Source organism: Microbacterium sp. CCH5-D1 (assembly GCF_001557335.1).
GTDB classification, from domain to species: domain Bacteria; phylum Actinomycetota; class Actinomycetes; order Actinomycetales; family Microbacteriaceae; genus Microbacterium; species Microbacterium oxydans.
The window spans coordinates 52008-75238 of record NZ_LSJW01000315.1 but is presented as its reverse complement, the minus strand read 5'-3'; the positions used below and the strand labels follow the sequence as shown (position 1 = coordinate 75238).

Sequence of the window (23231 nt, the reverse complement as noted above, 5' to 3'; positions counted from 1 at the left end):
TCGTCGGCCGACTCAGCTCTGCGCGCCGGGCGAGCTCCGCGACGGTCACGCCGTGCACGCCGCGCCTCTCGATCAGCGCATCGGCCGCATCGAGGATCTTCGTCTGCGTGGCATCCCAGAGAGGTTGACGTTCTTCCATGATGTGTCACACTGTAACGCATGGGCCAAGAGAACGGCAGGGTCGATGCGGACTCGCTGATGAGATGGAACGGCTGGGGCGACCCGGCCAAGGCGAAGGGGCTGCCTCTGCCGGTGCGTGCTCTGCTGCCGATGCTGTTGGGGCGCGTCCGCACGCCCGCTCCCGCCGTCGAACTCTCGGAGGTGCAGCTGCGCCCGTCGCGTCTGACAGCGGAAGACCGCGCGGCGTTCGTCCTCGCCGTCGGCCTCGAGAACGTCGACGACACACCGGAGGCCCGCGTCCGTCACGCGGGCGGGCGCTCGACGCCCGACCTGCTTCGCCGACGCGAGGCACGACAGGACGCACCGGACGCCGTCGTCCGCCCCGCCGACCACGACGAGGTCCGTGCGTGTCTCGATGCTGCGGCGGCGCGAGGTGTCGCCGTCATCCCCTTCGGTGGCGGGACGAGCGTCGTCGGCGCACTCGATCCTGAACGGGGCGCGCATCACGCCGTGGTCAGTCTCGATCTGCGGCGGTTGAGCGGCATGGTGCGGCTCGATGAGACCAGTGGTGAGGCCGTGCTCGCGGCCGGCACGACGGGGCCGGAGGCGGAGGCGCTGCTTTCCGCGCGCGGGTTCGAGCTCGGTCATTTTCCGCAGAGCTTCCGCTATGCCACGATCGGCGGATTCGCGGCGGCTCGGTCTTCGGGGCAGAACTCTGCGGGGAACGGGCGCTTCGACACGATGGTGACCGGGATCAGAGTGGCCACCCCGACCGGCGACATCGAGCTCGGGCGGTCGCCGGGCTCTGCCGCAGGGCCCGACCTGATTCGAGTGTTCCTCGGCTCCGAGGGCATCTTCGGCGTGATCACCGAGGTGCGGGTGCGCGTCCACCCGATCCCGCGCGCGAGGGTGTTCGAGGCCTGGTCGTTTCCGGACTTCGCCAGTGGAGCCGAGGGGCTTCGTCGTGTCGCTCAGCTGAGCGGCGGTCCGACCGTCATCCGGCTGTCCGACGAAGCGGAGACGGCTGTCAGCCTCGCCCAGGTCGGGCGGATCGGCAAAGCACTGGCCAAGGGCGCCAGCGTGGTCACGGTGTACGAAGGCGAGGACATCGCGGAACGACGGGCTCATGCCGGTGCTCACCTCGCCGCGGCGGGCGGGACCTCCTCGGGGGAAGGCCCGGCAGAGGACTGGCTCAGGACCCGGTTCGACGGACCTTATCTGCGCGATTCACTTCTCGACGCCGGCGTCTTCTGCGAGACATTGGAGACCGCGACGACGTGGTCGAACCTGCAGGCGCTGCGCTCGACGGTCGAGGCGGCGCTCAAGGAGGGCTTCGCGGACATCGGCGCCAAGTCGTACGTCATGTGCCACGTCTCGCACATCTACCCGACCGGGGCGTCGCTGTACTTCACGGTCCTCGCAGGAGTGCGCACCGACATGCTCCGTTCGTGGGAGCCCGTGAAAGCGCGTGTGAACGATGCGATCATCACCGCAGGGGGAACGATCAGCCATCACCACGCGGTCGGGCGGGACCATGCGCCGTGGCTCGGTCAGGAGATCGGGGAGACCGGGGTCCGCATCCTCGCCGCCATCAAGAGGGAGCTCGATCCGTCGGGCATACTCAACCCCGGCGCCGTGATCCCCGCGGAACGGACGCACTGACGTGTCCGAGCACATCGCCGTGCTCGCGAATCCGTTCGCCGGCAAGGGGCGGGGCGGGCGAGCGGCGGAGGCAGCCGTTCGACTTCTCCGGGAGCGTGGTGCCGAGGTGCGAACGTACGCGGGTGCCTCCGCCGCCGACACCGCCCGGCTCGCCGTCGCCGCGCTGGCCGACGGCCCTCGTTTCCTCGTGGTCGTGGGCGGTGATGGCACGCTGGCCGGCGTGCTCGACACGGTGTGCGCCGCCTCCATCCCGGTCGTCCTGGTGCCGGCGGGCACGGGGAACGATCTCGCCCGAGCCCTGGGCCTCCCACGTGGTGACGCACGGGCCGCCGCCGAGCTCGCCCTCATCGGCGTGCCACGAGCGATCGACGTCGGCGTCGTCCGCACCGCGAAGGGCAGTCGGAGATTCCTGACCATCGCGGCGCTGGGCTTCGACGCGAAGGTCAGCGACCGCACCAACAGGCTCCGCTGGCCGCACGGCGCACCTCGCTACTACCTCGCGCTGCTCATCGAGCTCGTGCGACTGCGGCCGATGGAATTCCGCATCGCCGTAGACGAGGAAGCGGCGAGGAGCTCGCCGGGCACGCTGATCGCAGCCGGCAGCACGTCCAGCTACGGAGGGGGTATGCCGATCTGCGCCGGAGCCGTCCCCGACGACGGACTCCTCGACATCGTCCATGTCGCGCCATTGGGCCGCATGCGCCTGCTGGGTCTCTTCCCACTGCTGCTGCGTGGGACGCATCTCTCGCGCGCTGAGGTCGCGCACCGGCGTGCACGGTCCGTGACGGTCTCGGCCCCCGGCCTCGTGGTCTACGCGGACGGCGAGCGCATCGGCGAGGATGAGTGCACCATCTCGGTGCTTCCCGGCGCGCTCACGATGATGGTGCCGAAGGAGAGCGATGACTGAGTTCGACGAGGATGTCGTGGTCGTGGGTTCCGGCTTCGGAGGTTCGGTCGCTGCTCTGCGGCTGGCGGAGAAGGGCTACCGTGTTCGCGTCTACGAGGCGGGTCGCCGCTTCGAGGACGACGACTTCGCGAAGACCAGCTGGGACGTCCGTCGCTATCTCTGGGCGCCGGCGCTCGGCTGCTACGGTGTGCAGCGTATCCACCGATTGCCGCATGTGATGATCCTGGCCGGTGCGGGGGTAGGCGGCGGATCGCTCAACTACGCGAACACGCTGTATCAGCCGGGCGCGACCTTCTTCACGGACCCGCAGTGGCAGGGCATCGCGGAGTGGGAGCACGAACTCGCGCCGCACTATGCGACGGCCAAGAGGATGCTCGGCGTCGTCGACCAGTACCCGCACACCGGCCCTGTGGAGCGGATCATGGCCGGCGCCGCGGACGATCTCGGCGTCGGCTCGACGTTCCGGCACGCACCGGTCGGGGTCTGGTTCGGGAAGCCGGGGGAGCGCACGCCGGACCCCTTCTTCGGCGGCGAGGGGCCCGATCGAACCGGGTGCACGCTGTGCGGCAACTGCATGGTGGGCTGCCGCGTCGGCGCGAAGAACACGCTCATGAAGAACTACCTGGCTCTGGCGGAGCGCCGCGGAGTCGCGATCGAGGCCCTCCGCACGGTGAGCGAGGTGCGTGAGCTCCCCGAAGGAGGATTCGCGGTGACAACGCAGCGCAGCGGGGCCTGGGTCCGCCGCGCGCGGAAGACCGTGACCGCCCGGGAGGTCGTGCTCGCCGCCGGCACCTGGGGCACGCAGCAGCTGCTGCACCGGATGAAGGAGTCCGGGGCTCTGCCGCGGGTCTCGGACGCCGTAGGTCGGCTCACCCGCACCAACTCGGAGGCCCTCGACGGCGCGGTCGCCGTGAGCGTCCCGGACTCGCTGCAGCTCGCCCGCGGCGTCGCGATCACCACGTCGTTCCACGTCGACGACCGCACCCACGTCGAGAACGTCCGCTACGGGCCGGGGTCGAACCTGATGGGTGCACTCGCTACCGTGATCGTCCCCGGCGGACGTCCGATAGGGGTGCGACTGCGCAGTCTGGTCGCCCAGATGCTCCGTTCCCCGGTGCGGCAGTTCCGTCTCGGGAGCCTCCGCCGCTGGAGCGAGCGGGGTATCATCGCGCTGGTCATGCAGACAGCGGACAACTCGCTCACGCTCTCCCTGCGCCGCCGCTTCGGCCGCCTCATCATGACGAGCGCACAGGGACACGGGGAGCCGAACCCGAGCTATCTGCCCCAGGCCCATGCGGCGGCGGCGGCGATCGCCGCGCGGGTCGAGGTGGACGGTGGGGTCCCAGCCGCTGCACGTGGATCCTGGCCTGAGGTGTTCGGCATCCCCCTCACCGCGCACTTCCTCGGCGGTGCCGTCATCTCGGCGTCACGCACGGACGGTGTCATCGACGGGTATCACCGGGTCTGGGGGCACCCCGGCCTGCACGTCGTCGACGGCGCCGCCGTGCCCGCGAATCCCGGGGTGAATCCCTCGCTGACGATCACCGCACTGGCGGAGCGGGCGCTGTCGTACTGGCCTCGTCGCGGCGAGGACGACGCGCGCCCGGTTCAGCCGGCGAGCTGAGCCTCGGCGACGGGGCTCTGTGGTGCAGGGTCTTCGGACAGCGCCCGTGAGGCTGTCCAGTACCAGCCGTGGGCGACGCTGACGGCGCTCATCCCCAGCAGGGGAAGTGCGATGTACGGCTCGGTGATGTTCGTCAACAAAGACCCGAATTCTCCGGTCAGGTTCGCGGGCCAGGTCCCGACGACCGCGATGACGACGCCTCCGACCACGAGACCGAGTCCTGCAAAGGCGATGAGGTGTTGCCGCATGCCCGCCGTGGTCCGCAGAAGCCGGCCCAGCACGAAGGCGGCCCCGCTGCCGATGAGGGTCGCCAGAGCGGAGGTGGCCACGACGAAGAGGAGCTGGAACCATGCCACCAGGATGAGGATCGAGAAGACGGTCTGCAGGGAGCGCGACATGATGGCGAGGACGACGGTCGTCACCAGGAGGAACAGAGCGTTGAAGGTGATCCAGGTCGCAACGGCGCCGCGCCAGAACTCGCGTCGGCTGAAGGCCATCGGCTGCTCGGTGGTGCGCGGAGACGGGCGAGAGCTCATCGATCCAGGGTAGGGCTTGCCGAGCGCCGGACGACGAAGCGCCTCACCGGATTCGCTGGGAATCCGGTGAGGCGCTTCGGTGATGGCGTCCGGCGATCAGCGGCTTTCGACGCCGCGGATCTGCGGGGTGTGGAAGGAGCCGCCGAAGGCCCGCTCGGATGCACCTTCGCGGTCGAGGTACGGTGAGGCGCCGCCGTCGATGAAAGGCCAACCGGCGCCGAGGATCAGGCACAGATCGATGTCCTCGACCTCAGGGACGACGCCCTCGTCGAGCATGAGCTTGATCTCCTGCGCCAGACCGTCCTGCACGCGCTGGAGGATGGTCGCGGCCGTGGCCGGTGTCTTGCCCACCGCCGGCTTCAGGACCTTCTCCGCCTGCTTGCTCCAGCCGACGACGCGTCCGCCCTTGTCCTTCTCCACGACCGTGTCGAGCTCGGCGAGCGCGTGGAAGTTCTCGTTGGCGTAGAACCGGTCGGGGAACGCATGCACCATCGTGTCCTGCACGTGGGCGGCGACCTTCCAGCCGACCAGGTCGATCAGCTGGAACGGGCCCATCGGGAGGCCGAGGGGTCCGAAGGCCTTCTCGACCTCGGCGATCGGCGTGCCCTCGTAGACGGCACGTGCGGCTTCGCCCATGACCTTCGCGAGCAGCCGGTTCACGACGAAGCCCGGGGCGTCGGCGGTGAGCACCGCGTTCTTCCCCAGGTTCTTCGCGACCACGAAGGCCGTCGACAGCGCGGCGTCGGCGGTCACCGGGGTCTTCACGATCTCGATCAGCGGCATGACTGCGACCGGGTTGAAGAAGTGGAAGCCGACCAGACGCTCCGGGTGCGCGAGCTTCGACCCGATCTCCTCGACCGACAGCGAGGAGGTGTTGGTCGCGAGGATCGCGTCCTCGGCGATGATCTTCTCGATCTCGCCGAACACCTGCTGCTTGACGCCGACCTCCTCGAACACCGCCTCGATGACGAAGTCGCAGTCCGCGTAGAGGCTCTTGTCGGTCGTGCCGGTGACCAGCGCACGCAGCTTGTTCGCGCTGTCGGAGTCGAGACGTCCCTTGGCCTCGAGCTTGCCGATCTCCTCGTGGATGTAGGCGACGCCCTTGTCGACACGTGCCTGATCCAGGTCGGTGATGAGCACAGGCACCTGGAGCTTGCGCACGAACAGCAGTGCGAACTGGCTGGCCATGAGACCGGCACCGATGATGCCGACCTTGGTGACCTTCTTCGCGAGTTGCTTGTCGGGCGCACCGACCGGACGCTTCGCACGCTTCTGCACCAGGTCGAACGCGTACATCGACGCGGCGAACTGGTCCCCGGTCACGAGTTCCGCCAGCGCCTCGTCCTCGCGGGCGAAGCCCTCCGCCTTGGTGCCGCTCTTCGCCTTGTCGAGCAGCTCAAGGGCTGCGTACGGCGACTTCGGCACGGTGCCGATCTTCGACTCCAGCATGCCGCGCGCCATCTTGATCGCGATCGGCCACTTGGTGAGGCGCTCGAGCTTGCCGGGCTCGTTCTTGCGCTCGACCTTCGTGCCGCCGAGTACCGCATCCGCCCAGGAGAGCGAGTTCTCGAGGTAGTTCGCCGCGGGGAAGATCGCGTCGAAGATCCCGAGGTCGAACGCCTGCTGCGGCTTCAGCATGCGGTTCTGCTTGAGTGGGTTCGAGATGACCACCTCGAGCGCGTTCTCGATGCCGATGAGGTTCGGCAGCAGGTAGGCGCCACCCCAGCCGGGGATGATGCCGAGGAAGACCTCGGGAAGCGCCACTGCCGCCGCCGAGGCGTCGACCGTGCGGTATGTGGAGTTCAGAGCGATCTCCAGTCCGCCGCCGAGCGCGAGTCCGTTCACGAACGCGAAGGACGGCACGCCGAGGTCGCCGAGCTTGCCGAGCACCTTGTGGCCCAGCTGCGCGATGAGGCGTGCGTTGTCCCGGGACCCGACCTTGCTGATGTCCGAGAGATCGGCGCCGGCCGCCATGATGTACTGCTTGCCGGTGATGCCGACCGCCTGGATCTCGCCGGCCGCTGCCCTGGCCTTGAGGCCGTCGAGGGTCTCACCCAGCTGGGTGAGCGTCGCGGGTCCGAGCGTGTTCGGGCGGGTGTGATCGCGACCGTTGTCGAGCGTGATCAGTGCCAGCACCTTGCCGGAGGCGAGGCGGATGTCGCGCACCGGTGACTGTGTGATGACCTCGCCCTCGGTGAGCGCCTGGATGGGGGAGAAGTCGATGTCGTCGTAGTCGGTCACGTTCGCGCTCACTTCTTCTTCTTCTTGCCGTCGTAGTGCGGGTTCTCCCAGATGACCGAACCGCCCTGGCCGAGACCCACGCACATGGCGGTGAGGCCGTAGCGGACATCGGGACGCTCGGCGAACTGCGCCGCGAGCTGGATCATGAGGCGCACACCGGACGCGGCGAGCGGGTGCCCGAGGGCGATGGCGCCGCCCCACTGGTTGACACGCGGATCGTCGTCGGCGATCCCGAAGTGGTCGAGCAGGGAGATCACCTGGATGGCGAAGGCCTCGTTGAGCTCGAAGAGACCGATGTCGTCGATCGTGAGACCGGCTTTCTTGAGGGCTTTCTCGGTCGACGGGATCGGGCCGATGCCCATGATCTCGGGCTGGACCCCGGCGAACGCGAACGAGACCATCCGCATCTTCGGCGCCAGTCCGAACTCCTTGACCGCACCACCACCGGCGAGCAGCGACATCGTCGCGCCGTCGGTGAGAGGGGAGGAGGTGCCTGCGGTGACGCGTCCGTGCGGGCGGAACGGCGTCTTCAGCGCGGCGAGGTCTTCCATGGTGGTCTGCGGGCGTCGACCTTCGTCCTCGGTGGCGAGGCCCCAGGCGCCGTCGGCACCCTTGATCGCGACGGACACGAGGTCGGGCTGGATCTTGCCCGCGTCGTATGCCGCCTGCACCTTGTGCTGGCTCAACATGCCGAAGCGGTCGGAGCGCTCCTTGGTGAGGTGCGGGAAGCGGTCGAAGATGCGCTCAGCCGTGACGCCCATGTTGAGCGCGCCGGGGTCGACCATCTTCTCTGCCACGAACCGCGGGTTCGGGTCGGCGTTCCCGCCGATCGGGTGGTGCCCCATGTGCTCGACGCCGCCGGCGAGGGCGAAGTCGTACATGCCGACACCGATCGATGCGCCCATCGTGGTGACGCTGGTCATCGCGCCGGCGCACATGCGCTCGACCGCGAGGCCGGGCACCGTCTGCGGAAGGCCCGCGAGGATCGCCACCGAGCGCCCGAGCGTCAGCCCCTGGTCGCCGGTCTGGCTCGTCGCCGCGATGGCGACGTCATCGATGCGGTCGGCCGGGACGGAGGCGTTGCGCTCCATCAAGCCGATGGTCGCCTTGACGGCGAGGTCATCCGCGCGGGTGTTCCAGTACATGCCCTTTTCGCCGGCGCGCCCGAAAGGGGTGCGTACTCCATCGACGAAGAAGACGTCCGAGATCTCGGCCACTCTGCCTCCAAGTTAGTGCGTGGCCTCAGTCTATGAAGCCCGGGAAACAGGGAGGAATCGGTTGGTTCGAACCTACGAAGCGGGTGCGGAGGTGCTGTCGGGCGTTTGCGCCGCCTCTACAAAGGCGGCCGCGATCTTCTGTGCGGTCTGTTCAATCTGCCAGGGGCGGGCTCCGAGTGCTGCCAGCGCATCCCCGATCTCCTCCGCCGTCTCACCGGGGAGATCCCACGCCACGCGGCGGAGGTATTCCGGGGTGAGGAGGTTCTCGGTCGGCATCCCCAACTCCTCGGCGATGGCTTCCACGACAGGACGCGCGGCCTTGAGCCGCGCATCCGCTTCGGGGTTGCGATCGGCCCATGCGCGCGGGGGAGGAAGCGTATCGCTCGGGACCCGTTCGCGCGGGAGCTCCTCCGATGCCCGCCCATCGACGATCGCCTGCCACCACCTGTCGAGCTGCGTGCGGCTCGCGCGGCCCTGGAACTCCTTGATACCGGCGAGGGCCTGCTTCGACGGCGGGTTGGCCATCACTGCGGCGACGAGTGACCGGTCGGGAACGAGCCGGCCGGGGGAGACATCCTGGTCCTGTGCATACGCTTCGCGGGCCTGCCAGAGCGAACGTGCGACCGCGAGGTTACGAGCCCCGCGCACCTGGTGCAGGCCACTGAGCCGGCGCCAGGGGTCTTCCCTCGGCGGCTTGGGCGCACGGGCCAGAGTGGCGGCGAACTCCTGGGCGGCGTACTCCGTCTTGTTCTGCTCCTCCAGTTCGAGCACGAGAACGTCGCGGACATCGATCAGATGCAGCACGTCGAGCGCGGCGTACTCGAGCCAGGAGTCGGGGAGCGGACGCGTCGACCAGTCGGCCGCCGAGTGCTCCTTCTTCAGCGTGATGCCCAGCGTGTCCTCGACGACGGCGCCGAGTCCGACCCGTTCGTGCCCGAGCAGACGGGACGCGAGTTCGGTGTCGAAGATCACCGGAGGCTCGAGGCGCAGCTCCCGCAGCGAGGGCAGGTCCTGGCTCGCGGCATGCAGAACCCACTCGACGTCGCCGATCGCCTCCTGGAGAGGAGCGAAATCGCCGATGGCCGGCGGGTCGAAGAGGAAGACCCCGGCTTCGCGCCGGAACACCTGCACCAGATAGGCGCGTTGCGAGTAACGGAAGCCGGACGCGCGTTCCACGTCGACGGCCACGGGGCCGGTGCCCGCAGCGAGTACGGCGCAAGCCGCGCGGAACTCCTCAGCATCCGAGATCACGGAGTATTCAGTCACGTACAGCCTTTCGCGCGCCGATCACGGCGATGCCCTCGGAGCCGGGCGGAAGTCCCGCCAGCATTCCGACCAGCTCGGCCCATGCTTCGACGTGCGGTCGGAACGGGCCCTCCGGAGTCCAGGACGCACGCAATTCTATCTGCGCGCCGTCGCCTTCGATGGCGAGCCCGCCGAATCCCTTCGACAGCGTCTTCGTCGACGTCCCCGATTCCGAGTGGTAGACCGCATCCCGCGAATCGAGCGCGTCGACCAGCCACGACCAGGTCACGTCGGCGAGCAGGGGATCGGTGCCGATCTCGGTCTCCAGTGGAGCCTGCGCGAAGATCACGATGCGCCACGAGCCGCCCCAAGCGCCCGGCTCGTCCGGATCGTGCAGCAGGACGAAGCGGCCCGTGCCGTACACCGACTCGCCGTCGCTCTCCGGGCGCACGTCGGCGGCGAGGGCGATGGCGAAGGGTGCGAGACCCTGTGGCGTGGCGATCTCGCGTACCGTGATGTCATCGCGGAACTCGGTCTCGCGCAGTTCGGCCACGGCGCTCTCGAAAGGCGTCCCGGCCTCGGGGTGTGCGGTCACGGCAACAGGCTAGAGTCAGGAAGCGATGAAGAGTCTCAGGCACGCCGTTACGCTCCTTGTCCCCGCGCTGTTCGCCTTCGGGGCAGCGTTCGCTCTCGTCGTGTTCGCGGTCGCCCGACGGGTCGTCACCCCGATGCGCCGACCCACCGATACACAGATCCTCGCGGTCGACACCGGTGCGCAGACCATCGAACTGCAGCGCACTCCCGACACCGAGCTCCCCGGGCGCTACGGCCTGTTCACGACAGGGACATACGGCTACGTCAAGCTCGGTGCGGTGCTCAGCGCAGACGCCACGACCGTTCGACGCAAGCTGCTCACGCAGATCGAACCCGGTGCGCGCGTGGATCGTGCTGCGGCATTCAGCGGCTACTACTACTCCACTCCGAGCGAGCTGCACCTGCAGTGGGAGAACCTTCTGATCGGCTCTCCCGCCGGCCCGTGTCCGGCCTGGTACTTCCCCGGGTCGTCGTCGACCTGGGTGATCCAGGTGCACGGCCGAGGAGCGACACGGGCGGAGTGCCTGCGCGCCGTGCCGGTCATGCACGCGGCGGGCCTTCCGACCCTGGTGGTGTCCTACCGCAACGATGGTGAGGCTCCCCGCACCAGGGCCGGTGCGTATGCGCTCGGGGCATCGGAGTGGCGTGACGTCGATGCCGCCATCGCGTACGCACTCCGACACGGAGCAGAGCGGGTCATCCTGATGGGCTGGTCGATGGGGGGAGCGGTCTCGCTGCAGGCCGCGGTGAGTTCGGGTCACAGAGACCGCATCGCGGGGATCATCCTCGAGTCCCCTGTCGTCGACTGGCGCACGGTGCTGCGGTTCCAGGCGAAGCTTGCCGGGGTGCGGCCGCCCTTGCCCGAGCTGGCCATGGGGGCGCTGCAGATGCCTCTCACCGCGCGCCTCAGCGGCGCAGACGAGCCGATCCACTTCGATCGCCTGGACATGGTCGCCCGAGCGGACGAACTGACCGCACCGATCCTGATCCTGCACAGCGACGACGACGGCTTCGTGCCCGCGGATTCGTCCCATGCCCTTCAGAATGCGCGCCCCGACCTCGTGACGATGCCGAAGTTCACGGTCGCCCGTCACACGAAGCTGTGGAACTACGACCAGACCGGATGGACCACCGCCATCACGGACTGGCTCGAAGCCACGGGTTTCAGCGCTTCTGCATGACCTGGTTCTTCGCCCGCATCAGCATCCCGGTCATGCCTCCGATCCGCAGCGGCGACACCGCTTTCGTGAGGCCGATCGACTGCGGGTAGTCGTTCGGGATGGCGAGAACCTCGTCGGCGGTGAGACCGGTGAGCCCCTGCACCAGGATGCTGGCGAACCCGCGGGTGGTCGGCGCCTCCGGAGGTGCCGTCGCATGCATGGTGACGATGTCGTCCTGCACCTCGACGTGGATGTACACAGGGGACTGGCACTCCGCGACCCGCTCGTACATCTCGGGATGCGCCGCGACCGCGTCCGAGACGTCCGGGAGCTCGTCCGAGAACTCGAGCAGCAGGAGGAGCCGATCCGACTCCGGGGTCTCCAGGAATCCCTCGCGGATCTCGGCAAGGGTGTCAGGAACGTCGCTCGTGCTCATCCCTGTCATTGTCACACGCTCAGACGGTACCCGGCTCTGAGCCCGTGACGATCGGCACGCGCACTGCGCTTCCCCACTCCGTCCAGGAACCGTCGTAGTTGCGGACGTTCTCGAACCCGAGGAGGTGCTTGAGCACGAACCAGGTGTGGCTCGACCGCTCACCGATACGGCAGTAGGCGACGACGTCGTCGCCGTCATTCAGGCCGGCGCCGTCACGGTAGATCACGTCGAGCTCGGCCCGGGGGCGGAATCCGCCGTCTTCCGCGACCGCCTTCGCCCACGGAACGCTCTGCGCGGTGGGGATGTGTCCCGCCCGCAGCGTCCCCTCCTCGGGGTATGCGGGTGCCGTGGTGCGCTCACCGGAGTACTCCTCGGGGGAGCGCACATCGATCAGAGGGCTGCCGATGTGGGCCAGGACGTCTTCCTTGTACGCGCGGATCACGGAGTCGTCGCGCTCGATCACGGGGTACTCCGTAGCCGGCCGGGAGGTCGCCTCCCGGGTGAGTTCCCGTCCTTCGGCGATCCAGCGGTCACGTCCGCCGTCGAGCAGGCGTACGTCTTCGTGGCCGAACAGCGAGAACACCCAGAGGGCGTAGGCGGCCCACCAGTTGTTCTTGTCGCCGTAGATGACGACCGTGTCGTCGCGGGCGATGCCCTTGCGGCTGAGCAGTTCGGCGAAGCCCTCGCCGTCGACGTAGTCACGCACCACCGGGTCGTTGAGCTCGGTGTGCCAGTCGACCTTCACCGCTCCGGGGATGTGGCCGGTCTCGTAGAGCAGGACGTCTTCATCGGATTCGACCACCACGAGGCCGGGGGTCCCCAGCCGTTCCGCGAGCCACTGCGTGGTCACCAGGCGGCCGGGCTCGGCGTACTCGGCGAACTTGGGGGAGGAGGAATCGAACTCGATGGCCATGGGGTCTCCGAAGCGTTGAGCGGACGAGGGTGCTGCTGCAGACGGCGTAGTGTTGTTCCGTCCCTTCGACGATAGATCCCCGCCGAGCACCCTGCGCCCGATTCGTAAGACTTCGACACAGGTGAGCACCTGATCCAGGACCGTGATGACCGACCCGACCAGCCGCACGGGAATCGTGCACCTCACCGAGCGCCAGCCGACCGTCAGCGGACCCGAGATGCTGGCGAGCCTGGTGCCGCCGCCGCAGTTCGACAGTGCGACGTTCGACAGCTACCGCGCCGACCCCGCCTACCCTTCGCAGGAAGAGGCGAAGGAGACGCTGATGCGCTTCGCCGGACGAGGTGCTCCCGTGAAGCGCGGAGGTCTGTTCAGCCGGGCGAAGAAGGAGCCGGAGCTCAAGCCGGGCGTCTACCTCGACGGCGGATTCGGAGTGGGCAAGACACACCTGCTCGCCTCGATCTACCACGCGATGCCGGCCCGCCGGAAGTACTTCGGCTCGTTCATCGAGTACACGGCCCTCGTCGGCGCGCTCGGCTACAAGAACACCGTCGATCTGCTCAAGGGCGCCGATCTGCTCTGCATCGATGAGTTCGAGCTCGATGACCCGGGCGACACGATGGTCATGACGCGCCTGCTGGGCGAGCTCGTGCCGACCGGCACCAGACTCGCAGCCACCTCGAACACCCCTCCCAACGCACTCGGTGAGGGACGCTTCGCCGCACAGGACTTCCTGCGCGAGATCCATGCCATGTCCGACAGCTTCCAGACACTGCGCATCGACGGCGTCGACTTCCGCCAGCGCGCCCTCGACGGTCATGCCGTCGTGCTCGACGACGACGCCTACGCTGCGGCCGTCGCTGCGGCCGCCGCAACGGGCACCGCGTCTGACGACCGGTTCGACGATCTGATCCGCCATCTGGCACAGGTGCATCCGTCGCGCTACATCCGACTCATCGACGGACTCGGCGGCGTGGGTGTGCGCGACGTCCGTCAGCTGACCGATCAGTCGGAGGCACTGCGTTTCGTCGCCTTCGTCGACCGTGTGTACGACGCGCAGATCCCGATCCTCGCCACTGGCCTCAGCCTCGATGCGGTGTTCTCCGACGAGATGCTCGCCGGTGGATACCGCAAGAAGTACCTGCGCGCCATCTCCCGACTCAACGCCCTCACGCATTCTGCGTAAGCCCGTAGGCGCGCGTAACGCGATGTTCACGGGCGGAGCCGCGCTGTAACAGCGGGGAAACAAACCTCACGCATTGACGAAACCGCAGGTCGTCACACTGAAGCTCTCAATTACTTCGGATGTGAGGTTTTCCTATGGATGCTCCCGGCAACATCTCGTGGGCGATCACCGCGACAGCGCTGGTGCTGCTCATGACGCCCGGCGTCGCCTTCTTCTACGGCGGTCTCGTCAAGGCGAAGAGCGTCGTCAGCATGATGATGATGAGCTTCGGCTCCATCGGACTCGTCGCCGTGCTGTGGATTCTCTTCGGCTTCTCGATGAGCGCCGTCGACAGCCCGACCGCCTTCGCAGGCAACCCGTTCGCCGACTTCGGCCTCTCGAGCCTGGCCGCAGGCGAGGGCTCGAACGTCGCTCTCCTCGGCGTCGCCTACGGCGCCACGTTCGCCATCATCACCGTCGCCCTGATCTCCGGGGCGATCGCGGACCGCGCGAAGTTCGGCAGCTGGCTGATCTTCGCCGGTATCTTCGCGACGGTCGGGTACTTCCCCGTGGCCGCGTGGGTCTGGGGCGGCGGCTGGATCATGAACCTCGGCACCACGCTCTTCGGTGAGGACAGCGGCATCGGCGTGATCGACTACGCCGGTGGAACCGCGGTGCACATCAATGCGGGTGCTGCGGCCCTGGCCCTGGCTCTGGTCCTCGGCAAGCGCATCGGCTTCCAGAAGGGCATCCTGAAGCCCCACAACGTGCCGCTGACGCTTCTCGGCGCCGCTCTGCTGTGGTTCGGATGGTTCGGCTTCAACGCCGGCGCCGAGTGGCTCGCGGAGGACATGGGCGGTGTGGGACTCATCGGTCTGAACACTCTGGGTGCGACCGCCGCAGCCATCCTCGGCTGGATCCTGGTCGAGAAGATCAAGGACGGCAAGCCCACCTCGGTCGGTGCCGCCTCGGGCGCCGTCGCCGGTCTCGTCGCCATCACCCCGGCATGCGCCAACCTGACTCCGGGATGGGCTCTGCTGCTCGGCGCACTCGCCGGTGTCGTCTGCGCACTCGCCATCGAGCTGAAGTTCCGTCTGGGCTTCGACGACTCGCTCGACGTCGTGGGTATCCACCTCGTCGGCGGCCTCATCGGAACGCTCTACCTCGGGTTCTTCGCCACCGAGACCGGACTGTTCGTCGGTGGGGACGCGCGCCAGCTCGCGGTGCAGCTGATCGCCGCCCTCGGCGTGCTGATCTACTCGTTCGTCGTGGCCTTCATCATCGGCTTCGCCATCCAGAAGACGATCGGCTTCCGCGTCACGAACGAAGACGAGATCGCCGGTGTCGACCAGGTCGTGCACGGCGAGGAGGGCTACGCACTCGCCGACGCGTGATCTGCGGTTAGGGTGACCGTGTGAGCAAGACCAACGGCATCCTGGCAACACTCGCGGAGATCCTGCTCAAGGCAGTGGGCTCCGGCCGGGCGTCTCGGACATCAGGTCCGAGGCGCCCGGACGCGCGTCTACGGACACCCCACGAGCGTCCTGGGACCGCGACCACCGGACCAGATCGCGGAGCCACGCGCGGTACCCAGACCTTCCGCGTTGATCCGGAGCGGATCACGAACCTGCAGGTCGCGTACACGCCGCAGCGGGACGGCGCCCCGGACGCCGGAGAGATCGTCTGGACCTGGGTGCCCTACGAGGAGAACGACGGACGCGGGAAGGATCGTCCCGTTCTGGTGATCGGCCGGGAATCCGTCGATCGCGTGTACGCGGTCCGGATGACCAGCAAACCCCACGACGGCGAGCGGGACTACCTCTCGATCGGCACGGGTACGTGGGACTCTCAGGGTCGAGAGTCCTGGGTCGACGTCGAGCAGCTGTACAGCGTGCACGAGAGAGGACTGCGGCGGGAGGCCGCCGTCCTCGATCGAGGCCGTTACGACCGGGTCGTGGCTGCTCTCACGCGGCGTTACGGCTGGTCCGTCGCGGGCTGAGCGTCGGGAACGACTGCAGCACCATCTCGACGAGCTCGCTCAGCGGCCGGGTCAGCGGATCCGTGGCGGGGAGTCCGGTGTCGAGTTCGATCTCGTCGATGGCTGTGGCGAGCTGCTGTGCCGTGAGGTTCTCGTGGTTCACGGTGACGCCGATGACCTTCGTGTCTGCGAAAGCCTCGATCAGCGTGATCTCACTCGTGACCGTCGGCATCGCGACCATCGGGAAGTCGCCCAGGACCGCACGACCCGGGGCATGCTGCACGATGACGCCTGCGGGTTGGCTTCCGCGGAGGATGTGAGCGGAGGTGATGTACGCGGGGTGGCTGAGCGCACCCTGACCCTCCACGATGATCACGTCGGGGTCTTCGCCCTCGAACGCCGCGACCACCTGGTTCTCGACCTCCCCCGAGCAGAACTGCGGCACGAGGGCGTCGAGCGCGACGCCGTATCTCCCGCCCTGGATGATCGTGGTCTGACCGGTGCCGACCAATACGGCATGGATGCCCTGCTCGTTGAGCGCACGGACGAGGATCGTCGCTGTCGTGCGCTTGCCGATCGCTCCATCCGTACCGAGGATCGCGATACGCGGGCAGGTCACGTCGAAGATGCGTCCGGAGAACAGGTGGAGATCCTTCTTGTCCTTCGGGCGGCGGATGTCGGTGATCGTGACCTGGGCGAGCAGCGCGGCCGCGACGAACTCGGCATCGTCTGTGAGGAACTCGTGCAGGCCGTTGATGATGTGCATCCCGCGGGCGATGCCGTCCAGGAGCACTGTCCGCTGGTCGGCGGAGAGCAGTCCGTCGGCGGGGGCGACGCCGCAGATCAGGTAGTCCGGGACATGGCCGGCGTGCGCGATAGCCGTGGGGAGACCCTCGAGGATCGGGATGTCGTTCGCGCGCCCGTCCAGGAGCATTCCGGCATCCGCGCCGGCGTGAGTGCTGTCGATGACGCTGAGGACCTCGTACTTCTCGGAGTGGCGGACCAGGCCGTTCGCGGTCTTGCCGTCCTGCTCGCCGAACTGGCCTTCGCAGTAGACGATCGCCGTCGTCCCCGCGGGGAGGGCGATGGGCGCGGCCCACGCGTGCGCGGGGTCGATGAAGGACGGGATTGGCGGGGTGGGCATGACGCTCCTCGGGCTCACACAGAGGAGGCGACGGAGAACGAAATGACCGATGAGGCCCGTTGGTCGACGAGAAGTCTTCCCTGATGCCGACAAGATGCCGACATCTTCACCGTAGCAGTGCTGTCTGGGACCGGGCCGCGAGGAAGTGCAGGGCCGGTCCGGTGCCGGACCGGCCGGAACACCCCGATGTCCGATCGACGCATGAAGGAGGGCAATCCGATCCGACGCGGGCTTCGAACCATCGGTGAGTCGCGAAAAGCGGCGCCACCCAAGGAGGAATCATGCGTTTCATCCCGACCAAGGTCCACGGAGTCCTCGACTACATCGTCGGCCTCGCGCTCATCGCCGCCCCCTGGCTGTTCGGCTTCGCGAGCGTCGGCGGAGCAGCGGTCATCATCCCGATCGTGCTCGGCGTCGGTCTGATCGTCTACAGCCTCTTCACGAAGTACGAGTGGGGCCCCTTCGGCTTCATCCCGATGCCCGTCCACCTCGTGTTCGACATCGTCGCCAGCCTTTTCCTGGCGCTCTCGCCGTGGATCTTCGGATTCGCCGGTGAGGCGCTCAACGTCTGGCTCCCGCACGTCGTCGTCGGAGTCGCCGTGATCGTCGTGGTGCTGTTCTCCCAGCCGCAGCCCGCGACCGCCCGGGGACGCGCCGCAACGGCCTGACCCCACCCCCGGACGCGGTGCCGGGCGACTGGACTTCCCGAAGCAGTCGCCCGGCATCGTCATGTCGGGGCTAGTCGCGTGTGCTTTCGACGCCGCGCAGCGTCTCGCTCAACCAGCGGCCGTAGAGCCGCCAGGGATCGCCCTCCCGCTGGAGCGCGGCGACGTGGGTGCGGAGCTCATCCGTGAACGTGAACCATTCGCCTCCTTCACGGATGCTGGCGAAGTCCCTGTGGCGTTGCTGCTCGACAGCTCGCCCTCCGCGCTCGAAGGCGAGGAGCTCTTCATGCCGGATGTTCGCCAGTCGCTGCCGCGGACGGCGGCTCGTGCCGATCTTCACGCGGCGGTGGAAGCGGATGTAGTAGACGACATCGACCCGGGGGAGAGGCAGGTCGGTATCGGGGGCATCACCGTACCGCCAACCGCAGGAGCTGCAGCACAGGGCGCCGTCTCGGCGGACACCTCGCGCGTTCCCGCAGAGGGCGCACGGACCCGGCAGCGTGAGTTCGGACGACACCGTGGCAGGCTACGCGCCCCCTCGGACACCCGCGCTCTTCACCCTGGGGCGCGACGTGCGTAGGGTCGAGTCCATCGGCGGAGGGAACGAGGATGATGGCGGCGGTGCGGATGATGAAGGCGTCGCTCGCGCTGTGGCTCGGCGCGATCGCACTCGTCGCGTGCGCGCCGCCGGCCGTCACGCCGACGACTCCCACGCCACCGGGTCCGACGCGCCCTGCGGAGTCCGGAGACATGCCAGCGGGAGAGGTCACGACGATCGCGGAGGGTCTGGCGGCTCCCTGGTCCATCGCCTTCTCCGGAGACGTCGCGTTGATCAGTGAACGTGACACCGCCCGCATCGTCGAGGTCTCGGACGAGGGGGCGCTGCGTGAGGTCGGCGTGGTTCCCGGCGTCGAGCCGCGCGGCGAGGGCGGGCTCCTCGGCATCGCCGTACGGGATGCGTGGCTGTACGCGTACTCGACGGCCGCCGACGAGAACAGGGTGCAGCGTTTCGCCCTGTCGGGGCTGCCGGGGGCGATGGAGCTCGGCCGCTCGGAGACGATCCTCTCCGATCTCCCGGCCGCCGGGAACCACAACGGCGGACGGATCGCCTTCGGCCCCGACGGCATGCTCTACGTCACGGTCGGAGACGCAGGAGATCGCGATGGCGCACAGGACCTGGAGTCGCTGGCAGGGAAGATCCTCCGCATCACGCCCGACGGGGAGATCCCGGAGGACAATCCTGTTGCCGGATCAGCCGTCTACAGCTTCGGACACCGGAACCCGCAGGGACTCGCGTGGGATGAGGATGGAACCCTGTATGCGAGTGAGTTCGGTCAGGACGCCTGGGACGAACTGAACGTGATCGAGCCCGGTGGCAACTACGGGTGGCCGACGGTCGAGGGCATCGCCGATCGGAAGGAGTTCGTCGATCCGATCCAGCAGTGGCCGCCGGACACCGCGAGTCCGAGCGGCATCGCGATCGCGTCGGGATCGATCTTCATTGCGAACCTCCGAGGGGAGCGGCTCCGGGAAGCGCCGCTCTCCGCTCTCCGCATCGCCGAGGAGCACTTGGTCGGCGCGCTCGGGAGGCTGCGCGACGTCACGGTCGCTCCCGACGGGGCGCTCTGGATCCTCACGAACAACACGGACGGGCGTGGTGATCCGCGCGAAGGCGACGACCGCGTCGTCCGTATCCAGATCGAGTAGCGCGGCGGCCGGCGCCGACCTCACTCTTCGGGAATCTCGCGCCCGAACGCCTCGAGCGTGATGGCCTCAGGCTCAGGTCCACCGCGCACACCGGAGTCGAGATCGTCGATGCGACCGATCTCGTCGGCGCTGAGCACGAAGTCGAAGACGTCGAAGTTCTCGGCGATGCGAGCGGGCGTGATGGACTTCGGAATGGCCTGGACGCCGTTCTGGAGATGCCAGCGCAACATAACCTGAGCGGTCGTCTTGCCATGCGCCTCGGCGATCGCACGGATCACGGGGTCGTTGAACGTGCTTCGGGACTCGTCCCCTCGGTAAGACGTGATGCCGCCGATCGGCGACCATGCCTGGGTGAGGATGCCGTGCTCCGTGCCGAGCCGCTGCAGCGGCTTCCGCGAGAAGTACGGGTGCACCTCGATCTGGTTCACCGCCGGCACGATGGTGGTCTCCGCGAGCAGCCGTTCGAGATGGGGCACCATGAAGTTGCTCACGCCGATCGCTCGTACCTTGCCCTCCGCGAGCAGGGCCTCGAGAGCCCTGTAGGCGCTGATGGTGCGATCGAACTCTCCGGGGAGGGCCTGGTGGAGGATGAAGAGGTCGATCACGTCGACCTGCAGCTTGCGGACGCTCTTCTCCCACGCGTGGAGCGTCTCCGAATACCCGTAGTCGGAGATCCAGACCTTCGTCTCGAGGAAGACCTCGTCGCGGCGGAGACCCGACGCCCGGAGCGCGTCGCCCACGCCGCGTTCGTTCCCGTAGGCCGCCGCGGTGTCGATGAGTCGGTATCCAACCTCCAGAGCGGAAGCGACGGCGTCCGCCGTCTCGGCGGGGGGAGTCTGGAAGACGCCGAAACCCAGTGCGGGCATCGCGACCCCGTTGTTCAAGGTGAGGTGAGTGGTCATGACTCGACGCTATGCCCGGTCGTCAGAGCGTGGGAGGTACGGTCAGTACCCGGCAGACCCCGCACAGACGGTTCGTCTATGCCTGCGCGGGGTCTTCGATCGTCAGATGATGTCGCGTCCTTCGCGTTTCGCTTCCTTGGCATCCTTCACGAATGCGCGGATCACGACGGCGAGCACGCCGACGACGATGATCGGCCACACCAGCACGTAGGCGGTCAACAGCAGGGTCTCCATCAGGCGTCCTTTCCGGCGAGCGTGTTGTCGCCCTTCACATCGGCTGTCGGCGCGACCGCCACGGTGTCGAAGCGGCCGGTGCGTTCCTTGATCAGGTCGAAGTCGAATCTCCTCGTCCTGTTCATCATCGTGAGGCCGACGCAGACGAGCGTGCTCACCGCGTAGGCCACCAGCGAGCCCGACAGCACCGGATACTCGTGGAGGAAGCCGATCGCGAACGGAGCCGATATGACGGTGGCGAGCCCACCGACGATCAGTGCCACCCGCAGGCCGAAGAAGCCGAACGACATCAGAGCGAGGACCACCCCGATCCCGATGACCGACAGGATGTCACTCACGAGCCCCCAGCCGCCGGACAGGGAGATCCACTCGAATCGCACCGGCAGGAACGCGGCGAGGGCGGCGATCACGGCGATGCTGAACGCGGAGTTCGTGACGCGATCCCAGTAGAAGCTCGCGATGACGGGGAACACGAGCGCTCCCCACATCGCGCCGACGAAGACCAGCAGGTCGAGGATGTTGAACTGCGTCGACGCGAAGCAGAGCGCTGCGGCCGTCGCGCCGATCATCGTGAGTCGGCCGACGAGCAGCATCGTCTTCGGGTTCGCGTTCTTCTTCCCCGCGATGTTCTGGCCGTAGACGTCGGCCATCATGATCGACGAGAGCGCTGTCATATCGGCATCCGCGGTGGAGGACAGCGATCCGATGATCATGACGAAGAACACGCAGATCAGGATCGGCGGCAGATAGGTCGACGCCATCTGCGGGATCAGGTTGTTCACGTCGCCGTCCATGGGCTGGACTCCCGCGTACAGGGCGAGCACGCCCAGCATGCCGATGCCGATGATCGATGCGCCATAACCGAAGGTCGCCGTGACGAAGGTCTTCTTGATCAAGTCTTCGCGAACCGCGAAGAGCCGCTGTGCGATGGTCTGGTTCCCGATGGCGTAGGCGAGCACGGCAGCGATGTACGGCGCTCCCTGGTTGAAGAAGGCATCCGAGGAGAAGAAGTCTCGCTGCTGCGGAGTGAGGTTCGACGCGCCCGTGACGAACAATTCAGGTCCCCCCGCGGCGAAGAAGATCACCGGGACGATGATCGCGACCGCTCCCAGCATGGCGATGACCTGCGCGAAGTCGGTCAGCACGGAGGCCCGGAACCCCGACCACAGCGTGTAGGCCAGAACGCCGATCGCGATGGCGACGATGCCCTGCGTGAACGTGAACGGTGACAGCATCGCGACCAGTGCTCCGCCGGCGATCAGGTTCGACGTGAGGCTGATGAGGCTCCCGAGCACGTTGGAGCCGGCGAGCATGAGCTGGCTCGAGCGCCCGTGGCGGGCGAACATCACTTCGGCGATCGTGTGCGCGTGGGGCGCGACCTTGCGGATGCGTCGACCGAAGGGGTAGATGAGCAGGATCATCAGCGCGCCCCAGAGGCCGTAGTGGATGGGCCCGGAGATGCCGTAGGTGTATCCGGATGTCGCAGAGGCGTACATCGAGGATGCCCAGATCCAGGTGGCCGTCATCGACGCGGCCGAGATACCGAAGCCGATCTTGCCGCCGCCGGTCATGTATCCGTCGGCGTTCTCCTTTCTTCGGGAGATGCGGATGGACATGTAGAGGCTGCCGCCGAAGAACAGCAGCATGAGCAGGACCACGATCGGGCCTGACAGTGTGGTGAATTCTTCCACCGGGTACTCGCTTTCTCGTCGTGATGCGGCGTTGCCGCGTGTCGATGGAGAACGAGTCCCGCTAGGTGGGGGAGTACTGCGTCGTCTGGTGTTGGGGATTGCGGGGCCTGCGGTAAGCGGTCGACATGGCGAGAACGAACCTGGACCACTGAGGCGCATCGCAGCACACAGACGAGTGGCCCGGGGTGCGGCTCCTTTCGGGACGGCCGTTTCCGGGCGCACCGAACAGCAGTGCATCCTCGAACGGGATTCGTGGATCGCGTCGGTGAGCCTCCGGGCATCTGACGCCTGAGATCACCGTGAACGCGTGACCATCGCTCCGGGGGATGAGCGTCTTTCGACCATAGCAAGTTCTCAGGAAACTCGCGGGGCACGTGATGAGAGAACAAGAAAGCCCCCGGGCAGACCGGGGGCTGGATGGTGGGCGATACCGGACTCGAACCGATGACCTCTTCCGTGTGAAGGAAGCGCGCTACCAACTGCGCCAATCGCCCATACCTCTGGGGTACGTCAACCGATACTACCGGACGCTACGGGGCGGTGAAGACCACTCAGCGAGACACGCGCGAGATTCGCTGCCGGTTTGGCGGAGTGCGGATCTTCGGCTAATGTTTCATGAGTGCCCGGGACAACCGGGAACGAAATGCGGATGTAGCGCAGTTGGTAGCGCACAACCTTGCCAAGGTTGGGGTCGCGAGTTCGAGTCTCGTCATCCGCTCGAGTGCAGCAGGTCTTCTCAGGAAGGCGTGCAGCACGTGGGGTCAATCCACACGGTGGCGTGGCCGAGCGGCTAGGCACCGGCCTGCAAAGCCGTTTACACGGGTTCGAATCCCGTCGCCACCTCACGGGAAAACTGAATAGCCCCAACGGGCGCGATTGGCGCAGCGGTAGCGCGCTTCCCTGACACGGAAGAGGTCACTGGTTCGATCCCAGTATCGCGCACAGACAGAAACCCCCGGTTCTCCGGGGGTTTTTTCGTGTTCCACGTCGCTCCGCACGGCGGAGCGCAGGGATGTCGGACCGGTGAACGGATGTCGGGCCCGAATCAGGCTTTCGCCCCGACATCCGTTCACCGGACCCGACATCCGCCGCC

22 protein-coding genes and 4 tRNA genes are annotated in these 23231 nt (G+C 67.5%); 12 read left to right on the top strand and 14 right to left on the bottom strand.

Annotated features, from left to right (window positions below):
* Positions 1-139: helix-turn-helix domain-containing protein (locus tag AX744_RS20115; RefSeq protein WP_157543659.1), on the bottom strand; the 139-nt coding region annotated here is incomplete at its 3' end.
* 20 nt (positions 140-159) lie between these two features.
* Between AX744_RS20115 and AX744_RS19445 the strand changes: the two genes are divergently transcribed.
* From AX744_RS19445 to AX744_RS19435, 3 genes are read left to right on the top strand one after another with little or no spacing between them, the layout of a single operon-like run.
* The gene (locus AX744_RS19445) at positions 160-1782 is read left to right on the top strand and encodes an FAD-binding oxidoreductase (protein ID WP_230977895.1); all 1623 of its coding nucleotides are present in this window, start codon (positions 160-162) and stop codon (positions 1780-1782) included.
* A gap of 1 nt (position 1783) precedes the next feature.
* Positions 1784-2689: a YegS/Rv2252/BmrU family lipid kinase gene (locus tag AX744_RS19440; RefSeq protein WP_061018757.1), complete on the top strand. Its 906-nt coding sequence runs from the start codon at positions 1784-1786 to the stop codon at positions 2687-2689.
* On the top strand, positions 2682-4313 hold the full coding sequence (locus AX744_RS19435; RefSeq protein WP_061018756.1) for a GMC family oxidoreductase: 1632 nt from the start codon (positions 2682-2684) through the stop codon (positions 4311-4313). Before AX744_RS19440 ends, AX744_RS19435 begins: the two co-directional genes overlap by 8 nt.
* On the opposite strand, the gene AX744_RS19430 is transcribed toward AX744_RS19435, so the two are convergent.
* The 5 genes from AX744_RS19430 to AX744_RS19410 all read right to left on the bottom strand — a co-directional run bounded on the left by AX744_RS19430 (position 4298) and on the right by AX744_RS19410 (position 10147).
* Positions 4298-4849 carry a hypothetical protein gene (locus AX744_RS19430; RefSeq protein ID WP_157543658.1) on the bottom strand — a complete coding sequence of 184 codons (552 nt, stop codon included), beginning with the start codon at positions 4847-4849 and terminating at the stop codon, positions 4298-4300. The two genes, AX744_RS19435 and AX744_RS19430, sit on opposite strands and share 16 nt — an antisense overlap.
* A 96-nt stretch (positions 4850-4945) precedes the next feature.
* Positions 4946-7090, bottom strand: a complete 2145-nt coding sequence (locus AX744_RS19425; RefSeq protein WP_058631785.1) for a 3-hydroxyacyl-CoA dehydrogenase NAD-binding domain-containing protein — start codon at positions 7088-7090, stop codon at positions 4946-4948.
* An 8-nt stretch (positions 7091-7098) separates the two neighbouring features.
* Positions 7099-8307, bottom strand: coding sequence for a thiolase family protein (locus AX744_RS19420; RefSeq protein ID WP_061018752.1), 1209 nt, complete (start codon positions 8305-8307; stop codon positions 7099-7101).
* A gap of 72 nt (positions 8308-8379) precedes the next feature.
* Positions 8380-9573 (bottom strand): ribonuclease D, encoded by a 1194-nt coding sequence (locus tag AX744_RS19415; RefSeq protein ID WP_061018750.1) that lies wholly within the window; start codon positions 9571-9573, stop codon positions 8380-8382.
* Positions 9566-10147 (bottom strand): DUF3000 domain-containing protein, encoded by a 582-nt coding sequence (locus AX744_RS19410; RefSeq protein ID WP_058631752.1) that lies wholly within the window; start codon positions 10145-10147, stop codon positions 9566-9568. The genes AX744_RS19415 and AX744_RS19410 overlap by 8 nt, the downstream gene beginning before the upstream one ends.
* 25 nt (positions 10148-10172) lie before the next feature.
* Here AX744_RS19410 and AX744_RS19405 point away from each other — a divergent pair, with 25 nt between their 5' ends.
* Positions 10173-11327 carry an alpha/beta hydrolase family protein gene (locus AX744_RS19405; protein WP_058631751.1) on the top strand — a complete coding sequence of 385 codons (1155 nt, stop codon included), beginning with the start codon at positions 10173-10175 and terminating at the stop codon, positions 11325-11327.
* On the opposite strand, the gene AX744_RS19400 is transcribed toward AX744_RS19405, so the two are convergent.
* Positions 11311-11742, bottom strand: coding sequence for a SufE family protein (locus AX744_RS19400; RefSeq protein ID WP_046747198.1), 432 nt, complete (start codon positions 11740-11742; stop codon positions 11311-11313). The genes AX744_RS19405 and AX744_RS19400 overlap by 17 nt on opposite strands.
* Before the next feature lie 19 nt (positions 11743-11761).
* Positions 11762-12655 (bottom strand): sulfurtransferase, encoded by an 894-nt coding sequence (locus tag AX744_RS19395; protein ID WP_061018748.1) that lies wholly within the window; start codon positions 12653-12655, stop codon positions 11762-11764.
* A gap of 145 nt (positions 12656-12800) precedes the next feature.
* On the opposite strand from AX744_RS19395, the gene zapE reads away from it, so the two are divergent.
* From zapE to AX744_RS19380, 3 genes are all read left to right on the top strand, one after another.
* Complete coding sequence (gene zapE, locus AX744_RS19390) at positions 12801-13838, top strand: cell division protein ZapE (protein ID WP_046747196.1); 1038 nt, start codon at positions 12801-12803, stop codon at positions 13836-13838.
* 134 nt (positions 13839-13972) lie between these two features.
* Positions 13973-15211, top strand: a complete 1239-nt coding sequence (locus tag AX744_RS19385) for an ammonium transporter (protein ID WP_046747195.1) — start codon at positions 13973-13975, stop codon at positions 15209-15211.
* A gap of 20 nt (positions 15212-15231) precedes the next feature.
* Positions 15232-15816: a type II toxin-antitoxin system PemK/MazF family toxin gene (locus AX744_RS19380; RefSeq protein ID WP_046747194.1), complete on the top strand. Its 585-nt coding sequence runs from the start codon at positions 15232-15234 to the stop codon at positions 15814-15816.
* Here the strand turns inward: AX744_RS19380 and AX744_RS19375 are convergent.
* Complete coding sequence (locus AX744_RS19375; protein WP_197429288.1) at positions 15782-16939, bottom strand: DUF1611 domain-containing protein; 1158 nt, start codon at positions 16937-16939, stop codon at positions 15782-15784. The two genes, AX744_RS19380 and AX744_RS19375, sit on opposite strands and share 35 nt — an antisense overlap.
* 281 nt (positions 16940-17220) lie before the next feature.
* On the opposite strand from AX744_RS19375, the gene AX744_RS19370 reads away from it, so the two are divergent.
* Complete coding sequence (locus AX744_RS19370) at positions 17221-17607, top strand: SPW repeat domain-containing protein (protein ID WP_046747193.1); 387 nt, start codon at positions 17221-17223, stop codon at positions 17605-17607.
* Positions 17608-17677: 70 nt separating this feature from the next.
* On the opposite strand, the gene AX744_RS19365 is transcribed toward AX744_RS19370, so the two are convergent.
* Positions 17678-18121: a GIY-YIG nuclease family protein gene (locus AX744_RS19365; RefSeq protein ID WP_082738598.1), complete on the bottom strand. Its 444-nt coding sequence runs from the start codon at positions 18119-18121 to the stop codon at positions 17678-17680.
* 92 nt (positions 18122-18213) lie between these two features.
* Here AX744_RS19365 and AX744_RS19360 point away from each other — a divergent pair, with 92 nt between their 5' ends.
* A complete protein-coding gene (locus AX744_RS19360) occupies positions 18214-19311 on the top strand; it encodes a PQQ-dependent sugar dehydrogenase (protein WP_197429287.1) in 1098 nt (365 codons plus the stop codon).
* Between the two features lie 20 nt (positions 19312-19331).
* Here the strand turns inward: AX744_RS19360 and AX744_RS19355 are convergent, their stop codons facing one another.
* From AX744_RS19355 to AX744_RS19345, 4 genes are all read right to left on the bottom strand, one after another.
* A complete protein-coding gene (locus AX744_RS19355; protein WP_061018746.1) occupies positions 19332-20213 on the bottom strand; it encodes an aldo/keto reductase in 882 nt (293 codons plus the stop codon).
* A 102-nt stretch (positions 20214-20315) separates the two neighbouring features.
* On the bottom strand, positions 20316-20447 hold the full coding sequence (locus AX744_RS21120) for a putative transporter small subunit (RefSeq protein WP_211368750.1): 132 nt from the start codon (positions 20445-20447) through the stop codon (positions 20316-20318).
* Positions 20447-22093, bottom strand: coding sequence for a sodium:solute symporter family protein (locus AX744_RS19350; RefSeq protein WP_061018765.1), 1647 nt, complete (start codon positions 22091-22093; stop codon positions 20447-20449). Before AX744_RS19350 ends, AX744_RS21120 begins: the two co-directional genes overlap by 1 nt.
* 463 nt (positions 22094-22556) lie before the next feature.
* Positions 22557-22632: transfer RNA gene (locus AX744_RS19345), tRNA-Val, on the bottom strand.
* Positions 22633-22783: 151 nt separating this feature from the next.
* Here AX744_RS19345 and AX744_RS19340 point away from each other — a divergent pair.
* The 3 genes from AX744_RS19340 to AX744_RS19330 all read left to right on the top strand — a co-directional run bounded on the left by AX744_RS19340 (position 22784) and on the right by AX744_RS19330 (position 23080).
* Positions 22784-22856: transfer RNA gene (locus AX744_RS19340), tRNA-Gly, on the top strand.
* A 54-nt stretch (positions 22857-22910) separates the two neighbouring features.
* A tRNA-Cys gene (locus AX744_RS19335) sits at positions 22911-22981 on the top strand.
* Between the two features lie 27 nt (positions 22982-23008).
* Positions 23009-23080: transfer RNA gene (locus AX744_RS19330), tRNA-Val, on the top strand.
* Positions 23081-23231 lie beyond the last annotated feature (151 nt).